Source organism: Micromonospora sp. U21, assembly GCF_018070045.1.
Lineage (GTDB): Bacteria > Actinomycetota > Actinomycetes > Mycobacteriales > Micromonosporaceae > Micromonospora.
This window is the reverse complement of record NZ_JAGPYK010000023.1, coordinates 49,036-64,416: the sequence shown is the minus strand read 5'-3', so window position 1 is coordinate 64,416 and position 15,381 is coordinate 49,036. Positions and strand designations below refer to the sequence as shown.

Genomic DNA, 15,381 nt, shown 5'->3' with positions numbered 1-15,381 from the left:
ACCCGACGGCCTGGGTTACAGCATGCGGGTCAGCTCGTGCATCGTGCGGCCGTAAGAACGACCCGCTCTACCGTGCCCGGCGAACCCTGCACACCCGTGCCGACCTGCTCACCGACAAGCAGGCCGCCCGACTCACGGCCCTGTTCGCCATCGATGAGCACGTCGAGGTCGAGGCCGCCTGGGCGTCTACCAGCGGATGATCGTCGCCTACCGGCACCCCGACCCAGCCGCGCGCCGCGAGCTGATGGTCAAGTTGATCGAGTCGCTCAGCGCCGGCGTCCCCAGGCCGCTGGTCGAGATCGCCAAGCTCGGCCGCACCCTGAGCAAGCGAGCCGCTGATGTACTGGCCTACTTCGACTGGCCCGGCACGAGCAACGGTCCAACCGAAGCGATCAACGGCCGCCTGGAGCACAGGCGCGGCTCCGCCCTCGGCTTCCGCAACCTCACCAGCTACATCGCCCGATCCCTACTCGAGACAGGCGGATTCAGACCCCGACTACGCCCTGCATTTGGTGAAAAGCCGCTCTTCCTGGGGGTCGGCCAAGGATACGACGGAAACCGGCAACCAGTGATCTTGAGTTGAACTTGCCGCAGGTGAGGTGCTGGGGCGGATCGGCGTCGGCTGCCCGACCAGGGACAGCGATGCGCAAACGCAGCCGGAGGCCCGATCTTGTGTCACCGTTCGCAGTGGACTTCTTCGCGTACCCGCTCAGATCGGTCAACGGCGCACCCGATAGCGCAGGTGAAGCACCCGGTTGCTCTGAATCACCACGTCAGGATCCTCCAACAGGTGCTGCGCGTTGACCGACCCGAAGTAGCGCTTGCCGGACCCGAACACCACGGGTACGACGTCCATGCGCACCTCGTCGACCAGGCCCGCGGCAAGCACCTGGCCACCGACCTCACCAGCGGCGACCTCGACCATGCGGTCACCCGCAAGCTCCTGCGCCTTGGCCACGGCTGCCTCGACGCCGTCGACGAAGTGAAACGGCGCCTCGGGGTCCCAGCCCTCGGGCTCCGGCCGGTGCGTCACGACGACCACGTGGTCGATCCCGCCCGGAGGCTTCCCGTCCCAGCCGTCCGTCATGTCGAAGACGTGGCGGCCGACGATTGTCGCCCCGATCTGGTCCCAGTACGGCCGGGTGTAGTCGTAGGACGTCTGCGACACCTTTACCTCGCCGCTCTCGTCCAACGGCACGTCACCGCTGAGCAACCAGTCGAACAGCGGTCCGGGCTGGTCGTTCTCGTCCGCGATGAAGCCGTCTACTGACACCGAGCTGTACATGACTACTTTGCCCATGGGCGTTCCTCTGCTTGGGGGATGTCCTCAGATTAGAGTTTCGTGGGCTGTCGCTCTTGTAAGGAATCAATCGGTCGGCAGCGGCCAGCCGTCCATTACGTGGCCGGGATGTTCGCGCAGGAACCGCCGCCTGACTTCGACATATCGCGTCGGTGTGAGCCCGGTGAAGGCCCGGAACTCGTGGCCGAAGTGGGCCTGATCGAAGTAGCCTGCGCTACTGGCGAGCTCGGCCCAGTCGATCGGTTCGGCGGGGTTGATCGCGAACACGGTGGCGGCGAAGCGGTAGGTGCGGGCCAACCGCTTCGGCGTGACGCCGATGAGCTCCTTGAACCGCTGTGCCAGGTGAGTGCTGCTGACAGCGGCTGAAACCCTCAGGTCGTCGATAGCCACCGCCCCGCTGGTCGCAGCGATGATGCGGCTCGTATGGCGGACCAGCCCCAGGCCGGCCGCGTCGCCCAGCCGTTGCATTAGCTCCTCCTCGAGCAGCGTCAGCATCTCGTGCGGTCCCTCGGCCGTAGCCAGCCGGTCCCGCAGCTCAGCAATGGCGGGCCGGCCCCAAACCTGCTCTACCGTCACCGGCCGGTCACACAGCTCGGCCGCGGGCATCGGCAGGAACGGCGCCAGTCCCCACGGCTTGAAGTGCACGCCGACGGACCGGGTCCGGAGTTGGTAGCCGAACTCCAACGCGCGGGTGGGCGTGGTGACCACGCAGCCGTCGGCGTACTCGGCCGTCTCGACGTCGGTGCCGGCACGAATGAGGAACGGCGAACCGAGGTTGACGATGAGCAGCGCCGCCGGCATCGGCGGCAGCGTCAACCGGGCGTACGGTGGCACACCCTCCAGGTAGTAGAGGTCGTCGATCAGCCCGTCCAACGGCGGTCGCGGCACTCTGGACACGTACTCCACGCCCACAGTATCGTCGGCGTCTTGCGCCGGGATGGTCCAGCCACGCTGCCGTCAGCGTCGAGCCGGGGCCGATCCCGGACGAGCGCCCGGCCGCGGACATTTGCGGGCTCCGTTGCGTTGAGCGTCGCCAAGATCAAGGCAAGCTTGAGCAGTGAAATCGTCGACCGGACCTGGCTCGTGGCTGCCTCCGAGGTCGGCGTTCGCCGGGTTCCGGTTCCCGCCGGAGGTGATCGTGGTCGCGGTCCGCTGGTACCTGCGCTTGAACCTCTAGTATCGGGACGTCGAGGAACTGCTGGTCGAACGTGGCGTCGAGGTCGATCACGATCACGGCGCCGTTGGACGTACAGCCCTTCCGCTAGCTCTGTCATCGGCAAAACCACTCGACCAGCGGCCGATCAGGATGAGTGACCTTGGCGCGCCCTGTTGCTCCTAATCTGCTCCCCCGAACCGGGCCTGGGGACCGACCGTCGACCGCCGGTGGAGTGTGAGCTGCCAGCCCTGGCCTATGTCTGGTGCCAACGCCAGCTTTCATCCGGATCGATCGATTGGAGAGCACCCCCAACGAACACCGTGCGTTGTCAGCGGCATGAGCGTGCATCGACTCAGTTACTGCATGATGGTGACCGGTGGGTGCTCCTGCGAGGCGGTGCACCGGTAGACCTGGAGTGTGTAGCCACGACCAATTTCCACCTGGGTCGGGGTGTGGTCGACCGACTCGTCCTCCTCAGTGATGGGACGCCAGCTGCGGCTGTCGCCGTCCCATTCGTCGCTGGGGATGGTGAGAAGGGGTTCCAGCGGAGCGCCGCAGCACCGGAGCTCGTTAGGATCCGCCGGGTCCCGGAAGGTAAAGAAGGCGGACCAGCCACCGACCTTCCAGCCGGGAGCGATGGACAGGTCACTGTGGTAGCTCGGTTGCTTCTTTTCCGGTGACTGGAGGAGCTCCCTTTCTCGGGAAATGATGCGTTCCGCCAGCTTGTCATCCAGCTCGTGGAAAGCCGGGTACTCGATGACCTGCTCTGGGTGCAGAACGCAAGGTTCCGGCACGTAATAGCCCTGGCCGACGAAGGCCGGCTCGGGCGGGTGCATCAGCAGGTTCCGCACGCTTGTGGACCGCCGCCACCGTAGGTGCACCGCCGACCGCGCATCCATGATTTCGTCGAACGGGCACCACAGCACCTGAAGCATGTCCGTGCCATCGGGACAGGGCAGATCAGGGACGTCCCGGGCGTAGAGCTGCGCCAGCGGGATGAGCGGCAGCGGCTCCACCGGCAGCAGCGCCGGGTCGTAACCGGCATCTACGCGGTCTACGACCACCTTCTCATCGGGAGTGAGCAGATTCGTTCCCGGCGGCCGGGGCCGTTGCCACGCCGCAGCGAGGATGCGTCGACGCGTGCGGACGTCCTCCAGCGTCGTCAACTCATACGGCTCGTGCTCCTCGCTGCATGTCGGCCAGGCCTCGCCTACCGGCCACAGCAAAGGTCCACCCACCGAGCTGTCATGCACGGTCGGGTCTCCTGGGCGGGGATGAAGGCGGGTGGCGGTCCTGGCCCTCGCTGCCAGTTCCGGAAACAACGAGACCACATCCAACGGACGCGGTGGGGTGGTGCGCGTCATGAGGAAGTCCCCCGGTCGGGTCGGCTCTGATTGCTGATCAAGTGCTGACTCGGCCCGGAGGGACCTATGACCGAGCCTGATGTGGAGATCATGGAAATCTTGGAGGCGTTCAATGTGTGGGATGGGGGACCTCGATGATGGCGCGGCTGGCGGCGTCGTGGAACAGGTCGGTTAGCGGGCGGGTGACCAGAACCCACCGGTAGAGCGGCTCCTCACCCGGGCCGACCCCGTACAGAGCAGACTTCGACGCCTCGAAGGGCGGTACGAACCTCGGGCTGAGCCACGGTCCGGGGACGGCGAGGCGGCGTCCGGGTGTGTCGGATTCGACGAGCAACCGTTTCGCCAGCAGCGTCGAGCCGAGGTCGGCCAGTTGACGGTCGTCCCAGCCGTTCCAGCGCAACAGGTTCTGCTCGGTCGGGTCTGGCAGGGCCAGGACCTGGAGATACAGCGACGCTTCCGGTCGGTTCAGACCGAACCGGACGGCGATCCGTTCGACGGTATCCGGCGCGGACAGCAAAGCGTTCTGGCTGTACGCGCCAGCGGGCAAACCACTCGTCTCCAGCGTTCTGATCATCCCCTCGAACGCGGGGTCGAGCATCAGCCGGACCGCGATGGGGCTGTGATCTGGCACGACGTTGAGCGCGGGATCATCCGGGTCCGCGATCGCAGCCGGACGCAGGTGATACGACGTCAGGCCAGACTGGTAGGACGCACCGACCATGACCCCCGGCGGGAGCGGCGTCGGTACTGCGTCGTTGCGCAGCAGGACTGTGCCGATCAGCAGATCCGGGTTGCGCAGCCGGTCCCGGATCAACTGGTAGACACGGTCAAGATTCGCCCGGATCGGATCGCCGGCCGGCAGGTGATAGGCCAGCCAAGCAAGTCCGGTAGCGGCACTCGGCAGGTGCCGATCGCTGAACGGCTCGCCACCGTCCGCCGCCTCGGTGAGCACGGCACCGGCCTCGATACGGCACCGGCCGTCGGTGTGCAGCCAATCTCCGGGTCTCGGTGCGCCGAAAACCCGCAGAATGCCGGTGGGAAACCCCATCACCGTACCGAGGTCGGCGAGCAGTTGCTCAGGCACGGGTGTGCGGTGGCCTTGTAAAGCAATCCAGGTGGCGCAGAGCCGTCCGACATCTGGACCGTCCTCCCACAGCACGGCCGGCTCGTTCGGCATGGCCGCGTCGAGGACCCGGACGCGATGCTCGACCGGCACGGTCATCAGTTCCATGCGCGCGATTGTCGCCTCGCGGGCAGTCAGGCCGAGGACGGCGAGTTGCGCCTCAGAGAGGAAGTCGTCGTCGTCCCAGTCGCGCAGTGGCAGCCCGGCCAGCAGCAACGCGCTCTCCGCCCGCGTGAGCCCGGTGGCCGCGCAAACCTGCGCAACATCTTGAGGCCGCCACGCAACCGGCCCGCGCTGCCGCAGAAGGTCCGCGACAGACCCACCCAGCACTCGTGCCAGCACGTCGCGGTGTTCCGGTGCGGTCACCGGCGATGCCGCAACGATCGCCATGACACCGGGCCGAACCGGCACCTCATCCTCGATCAGCGCCTTCAGCGCATCCCGAAGCAACCCCGCATCACGCTCCACCAGACGATCATCCATCAGGCCGCACCCAAGCGTCACTTCCGTGGCAGCCACGCTGCATGCGCGGGAGCTGGCGACGTGCGCCGACTACGTCGCGCAGCCGGACGTACCCACGCCCGAGCCGCTCCGTTACACAGCCTGACGAACGATCAGCGGCAGATCCGTGCGCCGGTGGGAGCCGCTTCGCTGATACTGCGGCGACGTTGAATAATCCGCGAGTGGGTGTTGTCGATCTGCTCGCTCGGGCGGCGGCCATGGTCCCGGTTGATGTCGTCAATGAGGCCGGCGTGACGGTGGCCGACGTACGCGAGTACCTCGATCACGACGAGTGGGAGGTCGCGCTCGACCTCCTTATGGACCTCGACACGGGTTGGCGACCGACGACCGTTTGGTGGGATCTGCTGATCGATAGCGCCGAGTTGATGTGGCTCGCCGGTGTCGCGGCGTGGTGCCGCTGGGGCCGGTGGGAGAGCCTCCACGGCATCGTCCGTGCCGAGTTGCGGCTCCTGTCGCCCGCCGAAGGTGGCCGGCGAACGCCGATCCCGGGCAAAGGCATCCTCCGACCGCTGTGGGACCTCGGCCGGCACACGGCCGCGGGCGACCCCGGTCTGCTCGTGGCACGCATCTGGGTGGAGTCCGCTCCAGTGTTGTCACCAGGCGCCACGGGGTCGGTCCGCCTGGGCCCGCTGTCCCCGGCCCTCTGGCAGCACCTACAGCCGGGCATGACGATCACCATGCACGAGGGCCAGCCTGCGGTAGGAACCGCCACCATCATCGAGGCGTCGAAGGTCCGCTGATATCGGCTAGAAGTGCGCGAGCGTGCGGCTCCGTCATGCGTTCGGGTCGGGGCCGTTCGTCGACCCGAGGGCTGTCTCGCTGACGGTATCTCTGGGTGTCAAGTCGGCGTCAGCAGGCAGGACTCCGCTGAATCGACACTCCAGTCGACTGCGTCCGCACGGGGTCGCGCCGTTCGGGTGCCGCCTTCCGACTCCGCATGCCGAACCAGGCTCAGCGCAAGGCGATATGTGCGTCGGTGAGGAAGCGGTCACGGTCGTCACCGTGGGCGATTGCCGCGTTGTAGACGGCGTCGATCGCAGCGGCCAGCGGATCGTCATTCGCCAGGGCCATCAGTGCGGGGAACGCGGCGGCCTGCTGGAGCACCTCGGTGACGCGGCGTGTGCCGAATGCTGTCGAACCCAAGTGCAGCGTGACGGTGGTGTGGGGCACCTCGGGATCGGACAGGAGCCGGTTGAACGCGGCGGCGCCGCTCTGCTCGGTGAAGGATCGGGGCAGTGGGCGGTCGGCCTCGGCGTCGGCGAGCGCGTCGGCGATCCACCCGATCTGCTCCAGTCCTGCCACCCGTATCGCGCGGCGGGCCGCCCAGCAGGCTGCCTCCCGCTGGCGGGCGGCGGGCAGCGCGTCGATGCGGTCGAGCAGCCCGCGGTCGATGCGGGCCAGGGACTGCGCCTGGCCGAAGAGTCCGCGGACACGGTCCGACGGTGGAGCACCTCCCCACCGCTCGGCGTCGCGCGTGGCCTGCAGGCGGCGGTACTTCTCGGCCAACGCGGTCGCCTCGGCCGCCTGCCCTCGCAACGTCGTCATCCACGGATGCGACCCGGCGGTGTCGAGCAGGTGGTCCCAGATCAGGCCGAGGGCGAAGGCGTGCCGGCCCAGCACTCCCTCGTGCCGCACAGTGAAGCCGTCGGGGCCGGACGTCAGCCGTACGGTACTCGGCTCGTTGTCCGGCAGCGTTGCCAGCGGGCGAGGGAAGATCGGTTCGCCGGCGGTGGACCATGACCACAGCAGAGTCTCGTCGTCGACCCGCTTGCGCCGGACCTCAAGGTCGCCGGCGGGCAGCACTCCCGCCGGGACCTCGACCGGCGCGGGCCGGTGGCGGACCACCGCCACCCGGGACAGGCCCGCGTCGTCCTCGTACGGGTCAGGTGGCAGCGGCGGCAGGATCGCCGGACGGCCGGACGGGCGCGGAACCAGTGACAGCATCGCCCACTCGGCGGCCTTCGTCGGCTTCTGCTCCCAGTCGCGGCCCCCCGGGTCGGCCAGCACGGTGCGCCATGGCGTCTCCTCGGTGACCGCCCAGATGTGCAGCTCGTGCCGCTCGGGTAGGTCGTCGTCGGTGCGTACGGTCTCGTGCAGGCGGTTGCGCGCGTGCGCCCGCACCCGGATCAACCCGCGCGGGACAGCGACGTCGGTGAGGGCTTCCGCGGTGCCGCCCATCAGGCCGACGACCGACAGCCTGCCGCTGGGACTGAAGAGGGTCGCCTCACTGATCGCGTCCCAGCCGACGTCGACTGCCGTGGGAGGCCCGGGCAGGACACGCACACGCGCCTCGATCCAACCGGTGTGTATGCCGCAGAAGCCGGTGAACTGAGACGGCCCGACGACGTGTATGAGGTCGTCGCCGAAGGTGTAGATCCCCATGCCGGACGCGCCCGGCACGGCGGACACCTCGTACTGACAGTGGCTGACGAACAACCTCGTCCAACTGGTCCCGGATGCGGGACTTCGATGATCTGCGTCATTCAAGTCGGCCACTCCCAGATCCTACGGCCGACCTCACCGGGCCCTCGCAGCTCGGGATCGCGTTCGTGTTCTGAACCGAAATTGAGGTTCTATCGTCCCTCAACGCGAGTCTGCCACGGTAGCGGCTCAGGAAGGCCGACACCGCGGCGCGCAGAACGAGCTGATCGGCCGGTAAAACGCTGGCAGCGGAGGCAGACGAGGTAGCCATGCATCACCGCGCGCCAGCAGCAGCGATGAACGCCAGTTCACCCGGAGCGGCATGAGCGTGCGTCCTGTGCTGCCGAGGACACGGGGCGGGGCCACCAGATAGTGCGCCATGTCGGGCCGGGCGGCCCGATATTCGGGCGTCTCGCCGGAGTGCGTCCACTAGCGTCCCACCTCATGGAGAACACCACCGTACGCACTGAACGCCTCGAGCTTCGCCCGGTGCGGGACGAGGACGTCGACCGGATCCTGGAATACCGGAATCTGCCGCAGGTCACGCGCTGGCTACTCCGCACGCAGGTCGACCCTGCATCCTTGCGCGCGGCATGGCGACGCGCGGCCGCAGACCCCGACGACCACAGCATGGCGGCCACGCTCGACGGCGTGGTGATCGGAACCGTCTCGCTCGACGTCGTCGACGGCATGGGTCAACCCGGCATGCCACCACGGACCGAGGCCCAGCTCGGCTACATCTTCGATCCAGCCTACGGCGGCCACGGCTACGCGACCGAGGCGGTCACCGCGATGGTGGCGCACGCATTCGACCGGCTGGGGGTTCGGAGAATCACCGCCGGTTGCTTCGCGGACAACCTCGCCTCGGTGCGAATCCTCGAGAAGGTCGGCATGCGTCGTGAGCAGCACGGCGTCGGCGATTCCTGGCACGCCGAACTGGGCTGGGTGGACGGTTACACCTACGCCCTCCTCGCCGAGACATGGCATCGAGAGTCAGCACCGTAGGAGCAGCCGAAGACTCTCAGGCTGGCATGAAGCCCTGGCCAGAATGTTCGCCGTGGGAGCCAGCTCGGTAGTACCCGTCGAGGAAAGCTGCGTAGATTCCGGGGTCGTACGACTCCTCCACCCAATTGATCACATCGAGGATCTCTCGGGCTTCCTCGGTGCATACGGTGGTGAGATACTCCTTGGTTCTGGCGACGCCCGCCCCCAGCATCAGTTCCGCGTCGATGGCGCCGGTCGCGTCCATACTGGTGCCGCGAGCGCGGTGAACCAACAGCGCGTCCTCGACGGCGCCGACGTGCCACAGCTGGACGGCGCACATCCGCATCAACTGCGTGTTGCCGGGTACGGTGCCCGTTCCAGAGTAGGTTTCCGCCTCGCGCCGGGTTTCGCGCACGAGGACATCCCGCACGATCGAGACCTGGTCAGCGCCGACCCGCAAACCGTAGGCGGCCAGGTGCTGGTCGGCGTCCCGCTCGTGCTGGTCATAGATGTCCATCCCCACGGACCGTGTGTAGCAGGAGCAGAGCCTTCGGCCAGACAGCGCTCCCGAACCGCGGCAGATGAGCGCGCCCGCTAGTGGCGCCGTTCGGCCGGCCAGGACCCGAGGCGGGGTATTTCTTGACTCTCGACCCGGTCGAGGGCCGACCCTTCCTGGGTGACGCCTGAAGAGCGCGACCAACGATCAATCCCCCTCGCGATTGACCTGGAGATGCTGCGGCCGGTACTGCGCGGCGGCTGGGGAGCGGATACCTGCGACCCGCACGATGTGCAGGATTGGCACGCCGGCAACGCAGCCCGTGGTCAATGCGGGGTGACTGCCTTGATCATTCAGGACCTGCTCGGCGGAGAGCTGATCCTCGGGGAGGTCCTCACCGGAGACGCCAAGGTCGGCTACCACTACTGGAATCGATTGGCCGACGGCCGCGAGGTCGACCTGACAGCTGACCAGTTCCAGCCACCGGAAGTCGTTGTCGGCGGTCAAGTCCAGCAACGCCCGCCGGGCCCACCTCGGCGATGCCGTCAGCAGTACGAGATCCTGCGGGACCGCGTCTTCGCAGCCCTCTACGGCGGCGATCCAACGCAATCCACGCAACCGTGACGGCCGGCGAACAGGCCGAGCGCACGAACGGCGGCAGATGAGTCCACCTACCGCGATTTAGGCTTCGCGCGTCCGGCAGAAGGAGCAGCCCGGCTCGACGGCCTTGAGAGCCGGCGTAGCGTCTTTGTCATGGCAGGTCGCTGGCATCCGGAACACGGGCCCGAAGGCTTCCTGGGAGTAACTGCTGACCAGGCACGCCTCGTGCTCGATGTCGAAGAGGGCTGGCCCACCTACGACGCGGGTCTCGAGTTTCAGGGGCTGGCCATGAGCGCTATGTCCGATACCCCCGAAGGCGAGTACCTACCTGACATACCGACCGCGCTCAACCTCATCTGGGGAGCACTGACAGATGAGATGGACGCTCCTGGAAGGGGATCGCCGGACCAGGACGCCGCTGCGGTCCGACACATGAAGCAGGCGGCAGCCGAATGGCTTGCGGTCGTGTATTCGCGAGTGGACAGGGCGGCCTACCTTGATCATTGGGTACACGATGAGTGCGGCTACCAGCGGATGGCCCCTGAATCGTCGATGTCTCCGCAGCCCGGCGAGGATTTCGCCGGGTGACGTGTTCCACCGCACCAACCACCTGCGGCGGCGCGTGACGCTCGGTCGGCGGCATGAGCGGATGCTCAGGGTCGGAAATGCCTGAGCGGCTGCTCGCGACCGGTGCCTGGGTCGACAGGCATGAGTTGTGTCGGTCGGCCGTGGGAGACTCTCGCGCCGTGAACGTTGGCGAGTTTTGGGCGGTGGTGGAGTCGGCCGGGGCGGGACTCGATGGGCGGACCGGCGATGACGGTGAGGCCGTTGCCGCGGCACTGGTGACGCGATTGGCGGCAACATCACCGGAGGGCATCCTCGAGTTCCAGGAGCTGTTCGATCAGCTCCATGGCGCCCTCTATCGCTGGGACGTGTGGGCGGCTGCGTACCTGATCGGCGGGGGATGCTCGGACGACAGCTTCATGGATTTCCGGGCGGGAGTCATCGCGCTAGGGCGCGAGTGGTACGAACGTGTCCTGGCCTCCCCCGAGGCACTGGCTGACCATCCCGTGATACGACAAGCGGCGGCCGAGGAAGACGACGGTGCGCTGTTCGCCGAGTCGGTGAACTACGTAGCCAGCGAGGCCTACGAGCAGGTCACGGGTGACGACCATGCCTTCTACGAGGCGATGAAGGCCCGCCAGCACGTTGCGGTCGGCATCGACGAGGCCCGCGAGCCCGACATGGGTGAGGACTTCGACTTTGATGACGATGACGAGATGCGGCGTCGGCTGCCCCGGCTGGCCGAGTTGTTCCTCGACCGCGGCGAGGATTGATCTCGGCAGCTGAGCCCCGACGCTTGGAGACGGCGTGGCCAAGCCAGGACAGAAGCCTTTCGTGGTGAGCCGTTACTTCCGTCGCCGGTGGAATGAATCGCGGGGCGACGAGTTCGACATCTGGGGCTACGCAACGTACTACTTCGAGACCGCGGAGGACGGCTGGCCGGTGCGCCAGGTTGAGGTGTACGACTCGGGGCCTGTCATGCGTTACGGGCCGGCTCACCGTGAGGACCGGTTCGGTGGCCTCGGGCAGGGGCAACTCGACGAGTTCGAAGAGTGGGCCGAGTGGGAAATTACGGCTGACGAGTTCGAGCGGCAGTGAAACGAGCTTACTGTATGCGGTACAGCCCGTCTCGGCGCTCGCATCGCCAGAAGCGGTCGTGTCTGCGGCGGCGGGAGCCGAGTGGATGGCTGGAGACCCATGGGATCATGACGTCATGTCGACCCAGCATGATGCCGGTGACGCTCGGGCGACCGACCGGGCCCGAGGAGTTCCAGATCGCGGCGGGTCATGGAGAAGTCTGCGCAAGTTCGGGTCGGCCGGCGAGGCTTACGGCTTCCGGCGCACCGGTCTCGTGTTCCTGACCTGCCTAGCGCTGGTCAGCGGACTCTCCGTGGCGGCGGCTACTGTCCGGATCAGCTCGTCACCGATCGGGAGAGCGGAGCAGGGCGTGGCCGAGGAGAGCGCGGTCGAGGTCACCTACTGCGCGGGATGGGATCCGGGGAGCCGGAAGCCCGTCGGCGTGATGAGTGTGGACGCGGCGCGCAAGCGCGATTCGGCCGGAGAGCCTTACGCGGTGCTGCTCACCGCCGACGCACGGCCGAGGGCGCTGCTGCAGATCGACTGGGGGCGCCATTACCTGGGCCTGTTCCTCTTCGACGAGCACAGCCGCCGCGACCGCGCCTTTGACTACCGCGAGCTCGAGCCGGGCCTGCTCGATCTGCGCCACTACGAGCAGTGGCGCTATGCGTCTGCGGACGAGCCGGAATTCCCCGAGCGCGCCTGGCACTTCACCCTCACGGCCCGACCGGACAGTGACACCGCCGGTGTGCAGCTGGACCATCACGGCCTTTTCCAGACCAGCCACGACATCCCGGAGCGGCACCGCACCCTGCGCAGGGCCCCGTTCGGCGACTGGACGGCGTACGCGGACGGCCGCATGCTCGGTTTCAAACGCAGTGCGGGGGGCGCCGGCGACGTGACGCTCGTACCCGCCAGGCACAAGGAAGATCAGGGGCACCGGGAGGCCCCGACGCCGCTGTGGAGGGCTCCATCGGGCATGCGTCCCCGCGATCTGCAGGCGATGTTCACCCCGGGCAGTCGGTTCTCAGACACCGAACTCGGCACCGCGATCGTTACCGAACCCGAACCCGCCAGAATGCTGCGGCTGCCCACCGGTGCGGTGATCGCTGCCGACCCCGGCACCCTCCGCGGCAGCGACGAGCCGTTCACGGTGATGGTCCCGGCCGGGGACTACCCGGTGCTGATCGGCGGCATGCGGTGGGAGAGCGAAGGCTGGAACGAGACGACCGCCGCGATGCTGCGGATCCTCGACAAGCCCACCACGAGCTGGGAACTCGCGGTCCGTCCCGGGCAGGACATACGGCTGCTCGGCGACGACGAGTTCTACGGCTTCGGAGTGGACACCGGCATGGGCGCATTCCTGGACGCGTCAGGGCGGGACGCCCTCGCCGCAGCGTACGAGCACCGGCAACAGAGCGACGCCTGGGACGACGACAAGGAGACGGAGATCGCCGATCCGAACAGCGCCACCAATCTGATCGCCTACCCGAGCGGGAGAGGCGACGGCTCCTACCCGGTCTGGATCGGCCGCACCGCCGACGGCGAGGTCACCTGCCTGGTGGCCGACATGCTCGTCCTCCACGACATGAAGCCCCTGCCGCCCACCGCACCCGACATCACCGTCTTCCTCACCCCCACCCCGACGGGCAGCGGCGTGCGGCCGGAGCCGAAGCCAGCAGACCCCGAGGCAACCGCCGAGTTCCTGACCACCGTGGCTGCCAGCATCGAAGCCAAGCAGGAGCAGGTCAGCCGTCGCTGACACACCGCCCGCCCAACGGCGCCCGGGTCCCGGCGAAGCCCCGCCTGCGGGCCCAGGCCGAAGGTCCCGGTCCGCCCCTGCCGGGTCGCTGGTTACGCTCTATCACAATCGCCCCGGGAATATCGCCGTCTGCACGGCGCTGGTACTCCCGACGAGTGTCTACAAGGAACACCTCATGCTGCTGGGCCTGCAGCGCCTGCCTCGGCGTCACCCGGACCAGGCGCTCGCGTGCTGCCTCCAGCTGCCGTAGGACGTGCGGATCACTCATTGGTATCCCTTCAGGCTGAGGCAGTGGCTCGAGACGGGCACGTGGCAAACCCGAAGATCACGGACAGAACATCGGCCGGATGGTCGGCGCGTCGGTACCGCCCGCAAGTCCCAGAAATGCAGCGGAACGAGCGATGAGGTCGCGCTCAGCCCAGGTCTGTCGGGGTCACTCAGCGCTTGAAGAACTCGGTCAACACTGGCGCGAGGACGTCGTCAGGAACGCCATGCCATCCACCGGGCAGGCTGCGGTGGAAGCCCTTGGGCAACGTCTTGGCAACTGCGGTGGCCATTCCGGTGAGATCGTCACCGCTTCCCTCGCTGCCCAGGACGAGGGTCGGCACGCGCACCGATGCGAGGAGTTGGAACGAGGTGGCCTCGCTGACCATGCAGTCGTAGACCAGGGTATGCGCGACCGCCTCCATCGCTGACCAGGACTGATCCTCGCGCATGCCGGCGATGATCTCGCCGGGAACGCCGATGCCGGTCAGGAAGTAGTCCACTGCGGCCGCACGGCCTCTCGCCGCTAGCAGCTCGGCGAGTTCGGCGGTGAAGGCCGCCTGTGCCGAACGATCCTCGTTGGTCTCGATCGGCGGCTCGAGAAGCGCCAGCCTGGGAATCGTGAGTCCGCTCGCGGCAGCGTGCAGGGCGACCAAGCCGCCCGAAGAAAAGCCATAGAGAAAGGCCGAGCCGCCGGCTTCGTCGATGAGCGCGGCGAGGTCGTCGATTTCGCGCTCCACGGCGTACGGCTGGGTGTCCGCGCTGTCCCCGCGACCGCGCCGATCGTAGTGGTAGACGGTGAAGTCAGCCGCGAGCAGGCCGATCATCCCGCCAAACGAGCTGAGTTCGCGGTAGTGCCCGGCGGCGTCCACCAGGATGAGCGCGGGTCCGGTGCCCGCCTGCTCGTAGGCGATCGGGGTGCCGTCCTTGGACGTCACCGTCTTGCTGGTCGTTGGCCCTAATATCGCCACTGGCTCGCTCCCCTCGCCCATGTACTGAACCGTACAGTTCAGTACGGTACCGAGCTGCTCCTGTACTGTCCAGTACAGTGCCGGGCACGTTTGGGGAGGCATTTCATGCGGAGAGTGGAGCAACCCGAGCAGGAGCCGCACGCGGTCGAAGGGCGTTCCGCCCAGAAGCGGCGGGCCATCCTGGGGGCAGCGCGCGAGGTGTTCCTCAAGAACGGCTACACGGGCGCAAGCATGGACGACATCGCCGCCCTCGCCGTGGTGTCCAAGGTAACCGTGTACAAGCACTTTGCCGACAAGCAGCGCCTGTTCATCGCCGTCGTAACCAGCGCCATCGAGGAGGCCGAGGAGAGTAATCAGTCGCTCACCGACCGCCTCGCCACGAGCGTCGACGTCGAGAAAGACCTCCGGAATTTCGCCCGCCAACACATCGTCCTGGTGACGCAGCCCCACCTCGTTCAGATGCGGCGAATGATCATCGCCGAGGCCAACCGCTTTCCGGAGCTGGCTCGGACCTGGCATCACACCGGCCCCGAGCGTGGCCACACCAAGCTGGCCGCACAGATCGAGCAGCTCGCACGCCGCGGGCTCCTACAGGTGACCGACCCGCTGCTCGCCGCCCAACATCTGAACTACCTGATTCTGTCAGTCCCGGTGAACGAGGCCATGTTCACAGGCCGAGACAAGCCCTACAACCTCCGGCAACTACAGCACTACGCAGACGAGGCAGTCCGTGTCTTCATGGCCGCCTACAGGCGCTGACGAAGTTTCGTCGGAGCC

General features: G+C 67.3%; 15 protein-coding genes and 2 pseudogenes. 10 read left to right on the top strand and 7 right to left on the bottom strand.

Going from position 1 to position 15,381, the window contains the following annotated elements:
* Positions 1 to 47: 47 nt before the first annotated feature.
* Positions 48 to 505: pseudogene (locus KBX63_RS25375) on the top strand (transposase); the annotation flags it as partial.
* A 213-nt stretch (positions 506 to 718) separates the two neighbouring features.
* On the opposite strand, the gene KBX63_RS25370 reads toward KBX63_RS25375, so the two are convergent.
* Both KBX63_RS25370 and KBX63_RS25365 read right to left on the bottom strand, forming a co-directional pair.
* Positions 719 to 1,300 carry a dihydrofolate reductase family protein gene (locus tag KBX63_RS25370; protein WP_210915395.1) on the bottom strand — a complete coding sequence of 194 codons (582 nt, stop codon included), beginning with the start codon at positions 1,298 to 1,300 and terminating at the stop codon, positions 719 to 721.
* Between the two features lie 66 nt (positions 1,301 to 1,366).
* Positions 1,367 to 2,188, bottom strand: a complete 822-nt coding sequence (locus KBX63_RS25365) for a helix-turn-helix domain-containing protein (protein WP_307871840.1) — start codon at positions 2,186 to 2,188, stop codon at positions 1,367 to 1,369.
* A 199-nt stretch (positions 2,189 to 2,387) separates the two neighbouring features.
* On the opposite strand from KBX63_RS25365, the pseudogene KBX63_RS36840 reads away from it, so the two are divergent.
* Positions 2,388 to 2,600, top strand: a pseudogene (locus tag KBX63_RS36840) (IS6 family transposase); the annotation flags it as partial.
* Between the two features lie 212 nt (positions 2,601 to 2,812).
* Here KBX63_RS36840 and KBX63_RS25360 read toward each other — a convergent pair.
* Positions 2,813 to 3,820, bottom strand: coding sequence for a hypothetical protein (locus tag KBX63_RS25360; RefSeq protein ID WP_210915393.1), 1,008 nt, complete (start codon positions 3,818 to 3,820; stop codon positions 2,813 to 2,815).
* 109 nt (positions 3,821 to 3,929) lie between these two features.
* The gene (locus KBX63_RS25355) at positions 3,930 to 5,426 is read right to left on the bottom strand and encodes a hypothetical protein (RefSeq protein WP_210915390.1); all 1,497 of its coding nucleotides are present in this window, start codon (positions 5,424 to 5,426) and stop codon (positions 3,930 to 3,932) included.
* 269 nt (positions 5,427 to 5,695) lie between these two features.
* On the opposite strand from KBX63_RS25355, the gene KBX63_RS25350 reads away from it, so the two are divergent.
* On the top strand, positions 5,696 to 6,205 hold the full coding sequence (locus KBX63_RS25350) for a hypothetical protein (RefSeq protein WP_307871834.1): 510 nt from the start codon (positions 5,696 to 5,698) through the stop codon (positions 6,203 to 6,205).
* Between the two features lie 211 nt (positions 6,206 to 6,416).
* On the opposite strand, the gene KBX63_RS25345 is transcribed toward KBX63_RS25350, so the two are convergent.
* On the bottom strand, positions 6,417 to 7,865 hold the full coding sequence (locus tag KBX63_RS25345) for a hypothetical protein (protein ID WP_210915385.1): 1,449 nt from the start codon (positions 7,863 to 7,865) through the stop codon (positions 6,417 to 6,419).
* A gap of 465 nt (positions 7,866 to 8,330) precedes the next feature.
* On the opposite strand from KBX63_RS25345, the gene KBX63_RS25340 reads away from it, so the two are divergent.
* Positions 8,331 to 8,891: a GNAT family N-acetyltransferase gene (locus KBX63_RS25340; protein WP_210915384.1), complete on the top strand. Its 561-nt coding sequence runs from the start codon at positions 8,331 to 8,333 to the stop codon at positions 8,889 to 8,891.
* Positions 8,892 to 8,907: 16 nt separating this feature from the next.
* On the opposite strand, the gene KBX63_RS25335 is transcribed toward KBX63_RS25340, so the two are convergent.
* Complete coding sequence (locus KBX63_RS25335) at positions 8,908 to 9,387, bottom strand: hypothetical protein (RefSeq protein ID WP_210915383.1); 480 nt, start codon at positions 9,385 to 9,387, stop codon at positions 8,908 to 8,910.
* A gap of 159 nt (positions 9,388 to 9,546) precedes the next feature.
* On the opposite strand from KBX63_RS25335, the gene KBX63_RS25330 reads away from it, so the two are divergent.
* The 5 genes from KBX63_RS25330 to KBX63_RS36520 all read left to right on the top strand — a co-directional run bounded on the left by KBX63_RS25330 (position 9,547) and on the right by KBX63_RS36520 (position 13,369).
* Positions 9,547 to 9,990, top strand: coding sequence for a hypothetical protein (locus KBX63_RS25330; protein ID WP_307871833.1), 444 nt, complete (start codon positions 9,547 to 9,549; stop codon positions 9,988 to 9,990).
* Positions 9,991 to 10,119: 129 nt separating this feature from the next.
* Entirely contained in the window at positions 10,120 to 10,554 is a 435-nt protein-coding gene (locus tag KBX63_RS25325) for a hypothetical protein (protein ID WP_210915382.1), read from the top strand.
* A gap of 158 nt (positions 10,555 to 10,712) precedes the next feature.
* Positions 10,713 to 11,303: a DUF4240 domain-containing protein gene (locus KBX63_RS25320; protein WP_210915381.1), complete on the top strand. Its 591-nt coding sequence runs from the start codon at positions 10,713 to 10,715 to the stop codon at positions 11,301 to 11,303.
* Positions 11,304 to 11,367: 64 nt separating this feature from the next.
* A complete protein-coding gene (locus KBX63_RS25315; RefSeq protein ID WP_247663054.1) occupies positions 11,368 to 11,628 on the top strand; it encodes a hypothetical protein in 261 nt (86 codons plus the stop codon).
* 349 nt (positions 11,629 to 11,977) lie between these two features.
* On the top strand, positions 11,978 to 13,369 hold the full coding sequence (locus tag KBX63_RS36520) for a DUF4241 domain-containing protein (protein WP_210915380.1): 1,392 nt from the start codon (positions 11,978 to 11,980) through the stop codon (positions 13,367 to 13,369).
* A 437-nt stretch (positions 13,370 to 13,806) separates the two neighbouring features.
* Here KBX63_RS36520 and KBX63_RS25305 read toward each other — a convergent pair whose 3' ends face one another.
* Positions 13,807 to 14,625 (bottom strand): alpha/beta fold hydrolase, encoded by an 819-nt coding sequence (locus tag KBX63_RS25305; RefSeq protein ID WP_210915379.1) that lies wholly within the window; start codon positions 14,623 to 14,625, stop codon positions 13,807 to 13,809.
* A 93-nt stretch (positions 14,626 to 14,718) separates the two neighbouring features.
* Here KBX63_RS25305 and KBX63_RS25300 point away from each other — a divergent pair, with 93 nt between their 5' ends.
* Positions 14,719 to 15,363 (top strand): TetR/AcrR family transcriptional regulator, encoded by a 645-nt coding sequence (locus tag KBX63_RS25300; RefSeq protein WP_307871832.1) that lies wholly within the window; start codon positions 14,719 to 14,721, stop codon positions 15,361 to 15,363.
* The last annotated feature ends 18 nt before the right edge of the window (positions 15,364 to 15,381 follow it).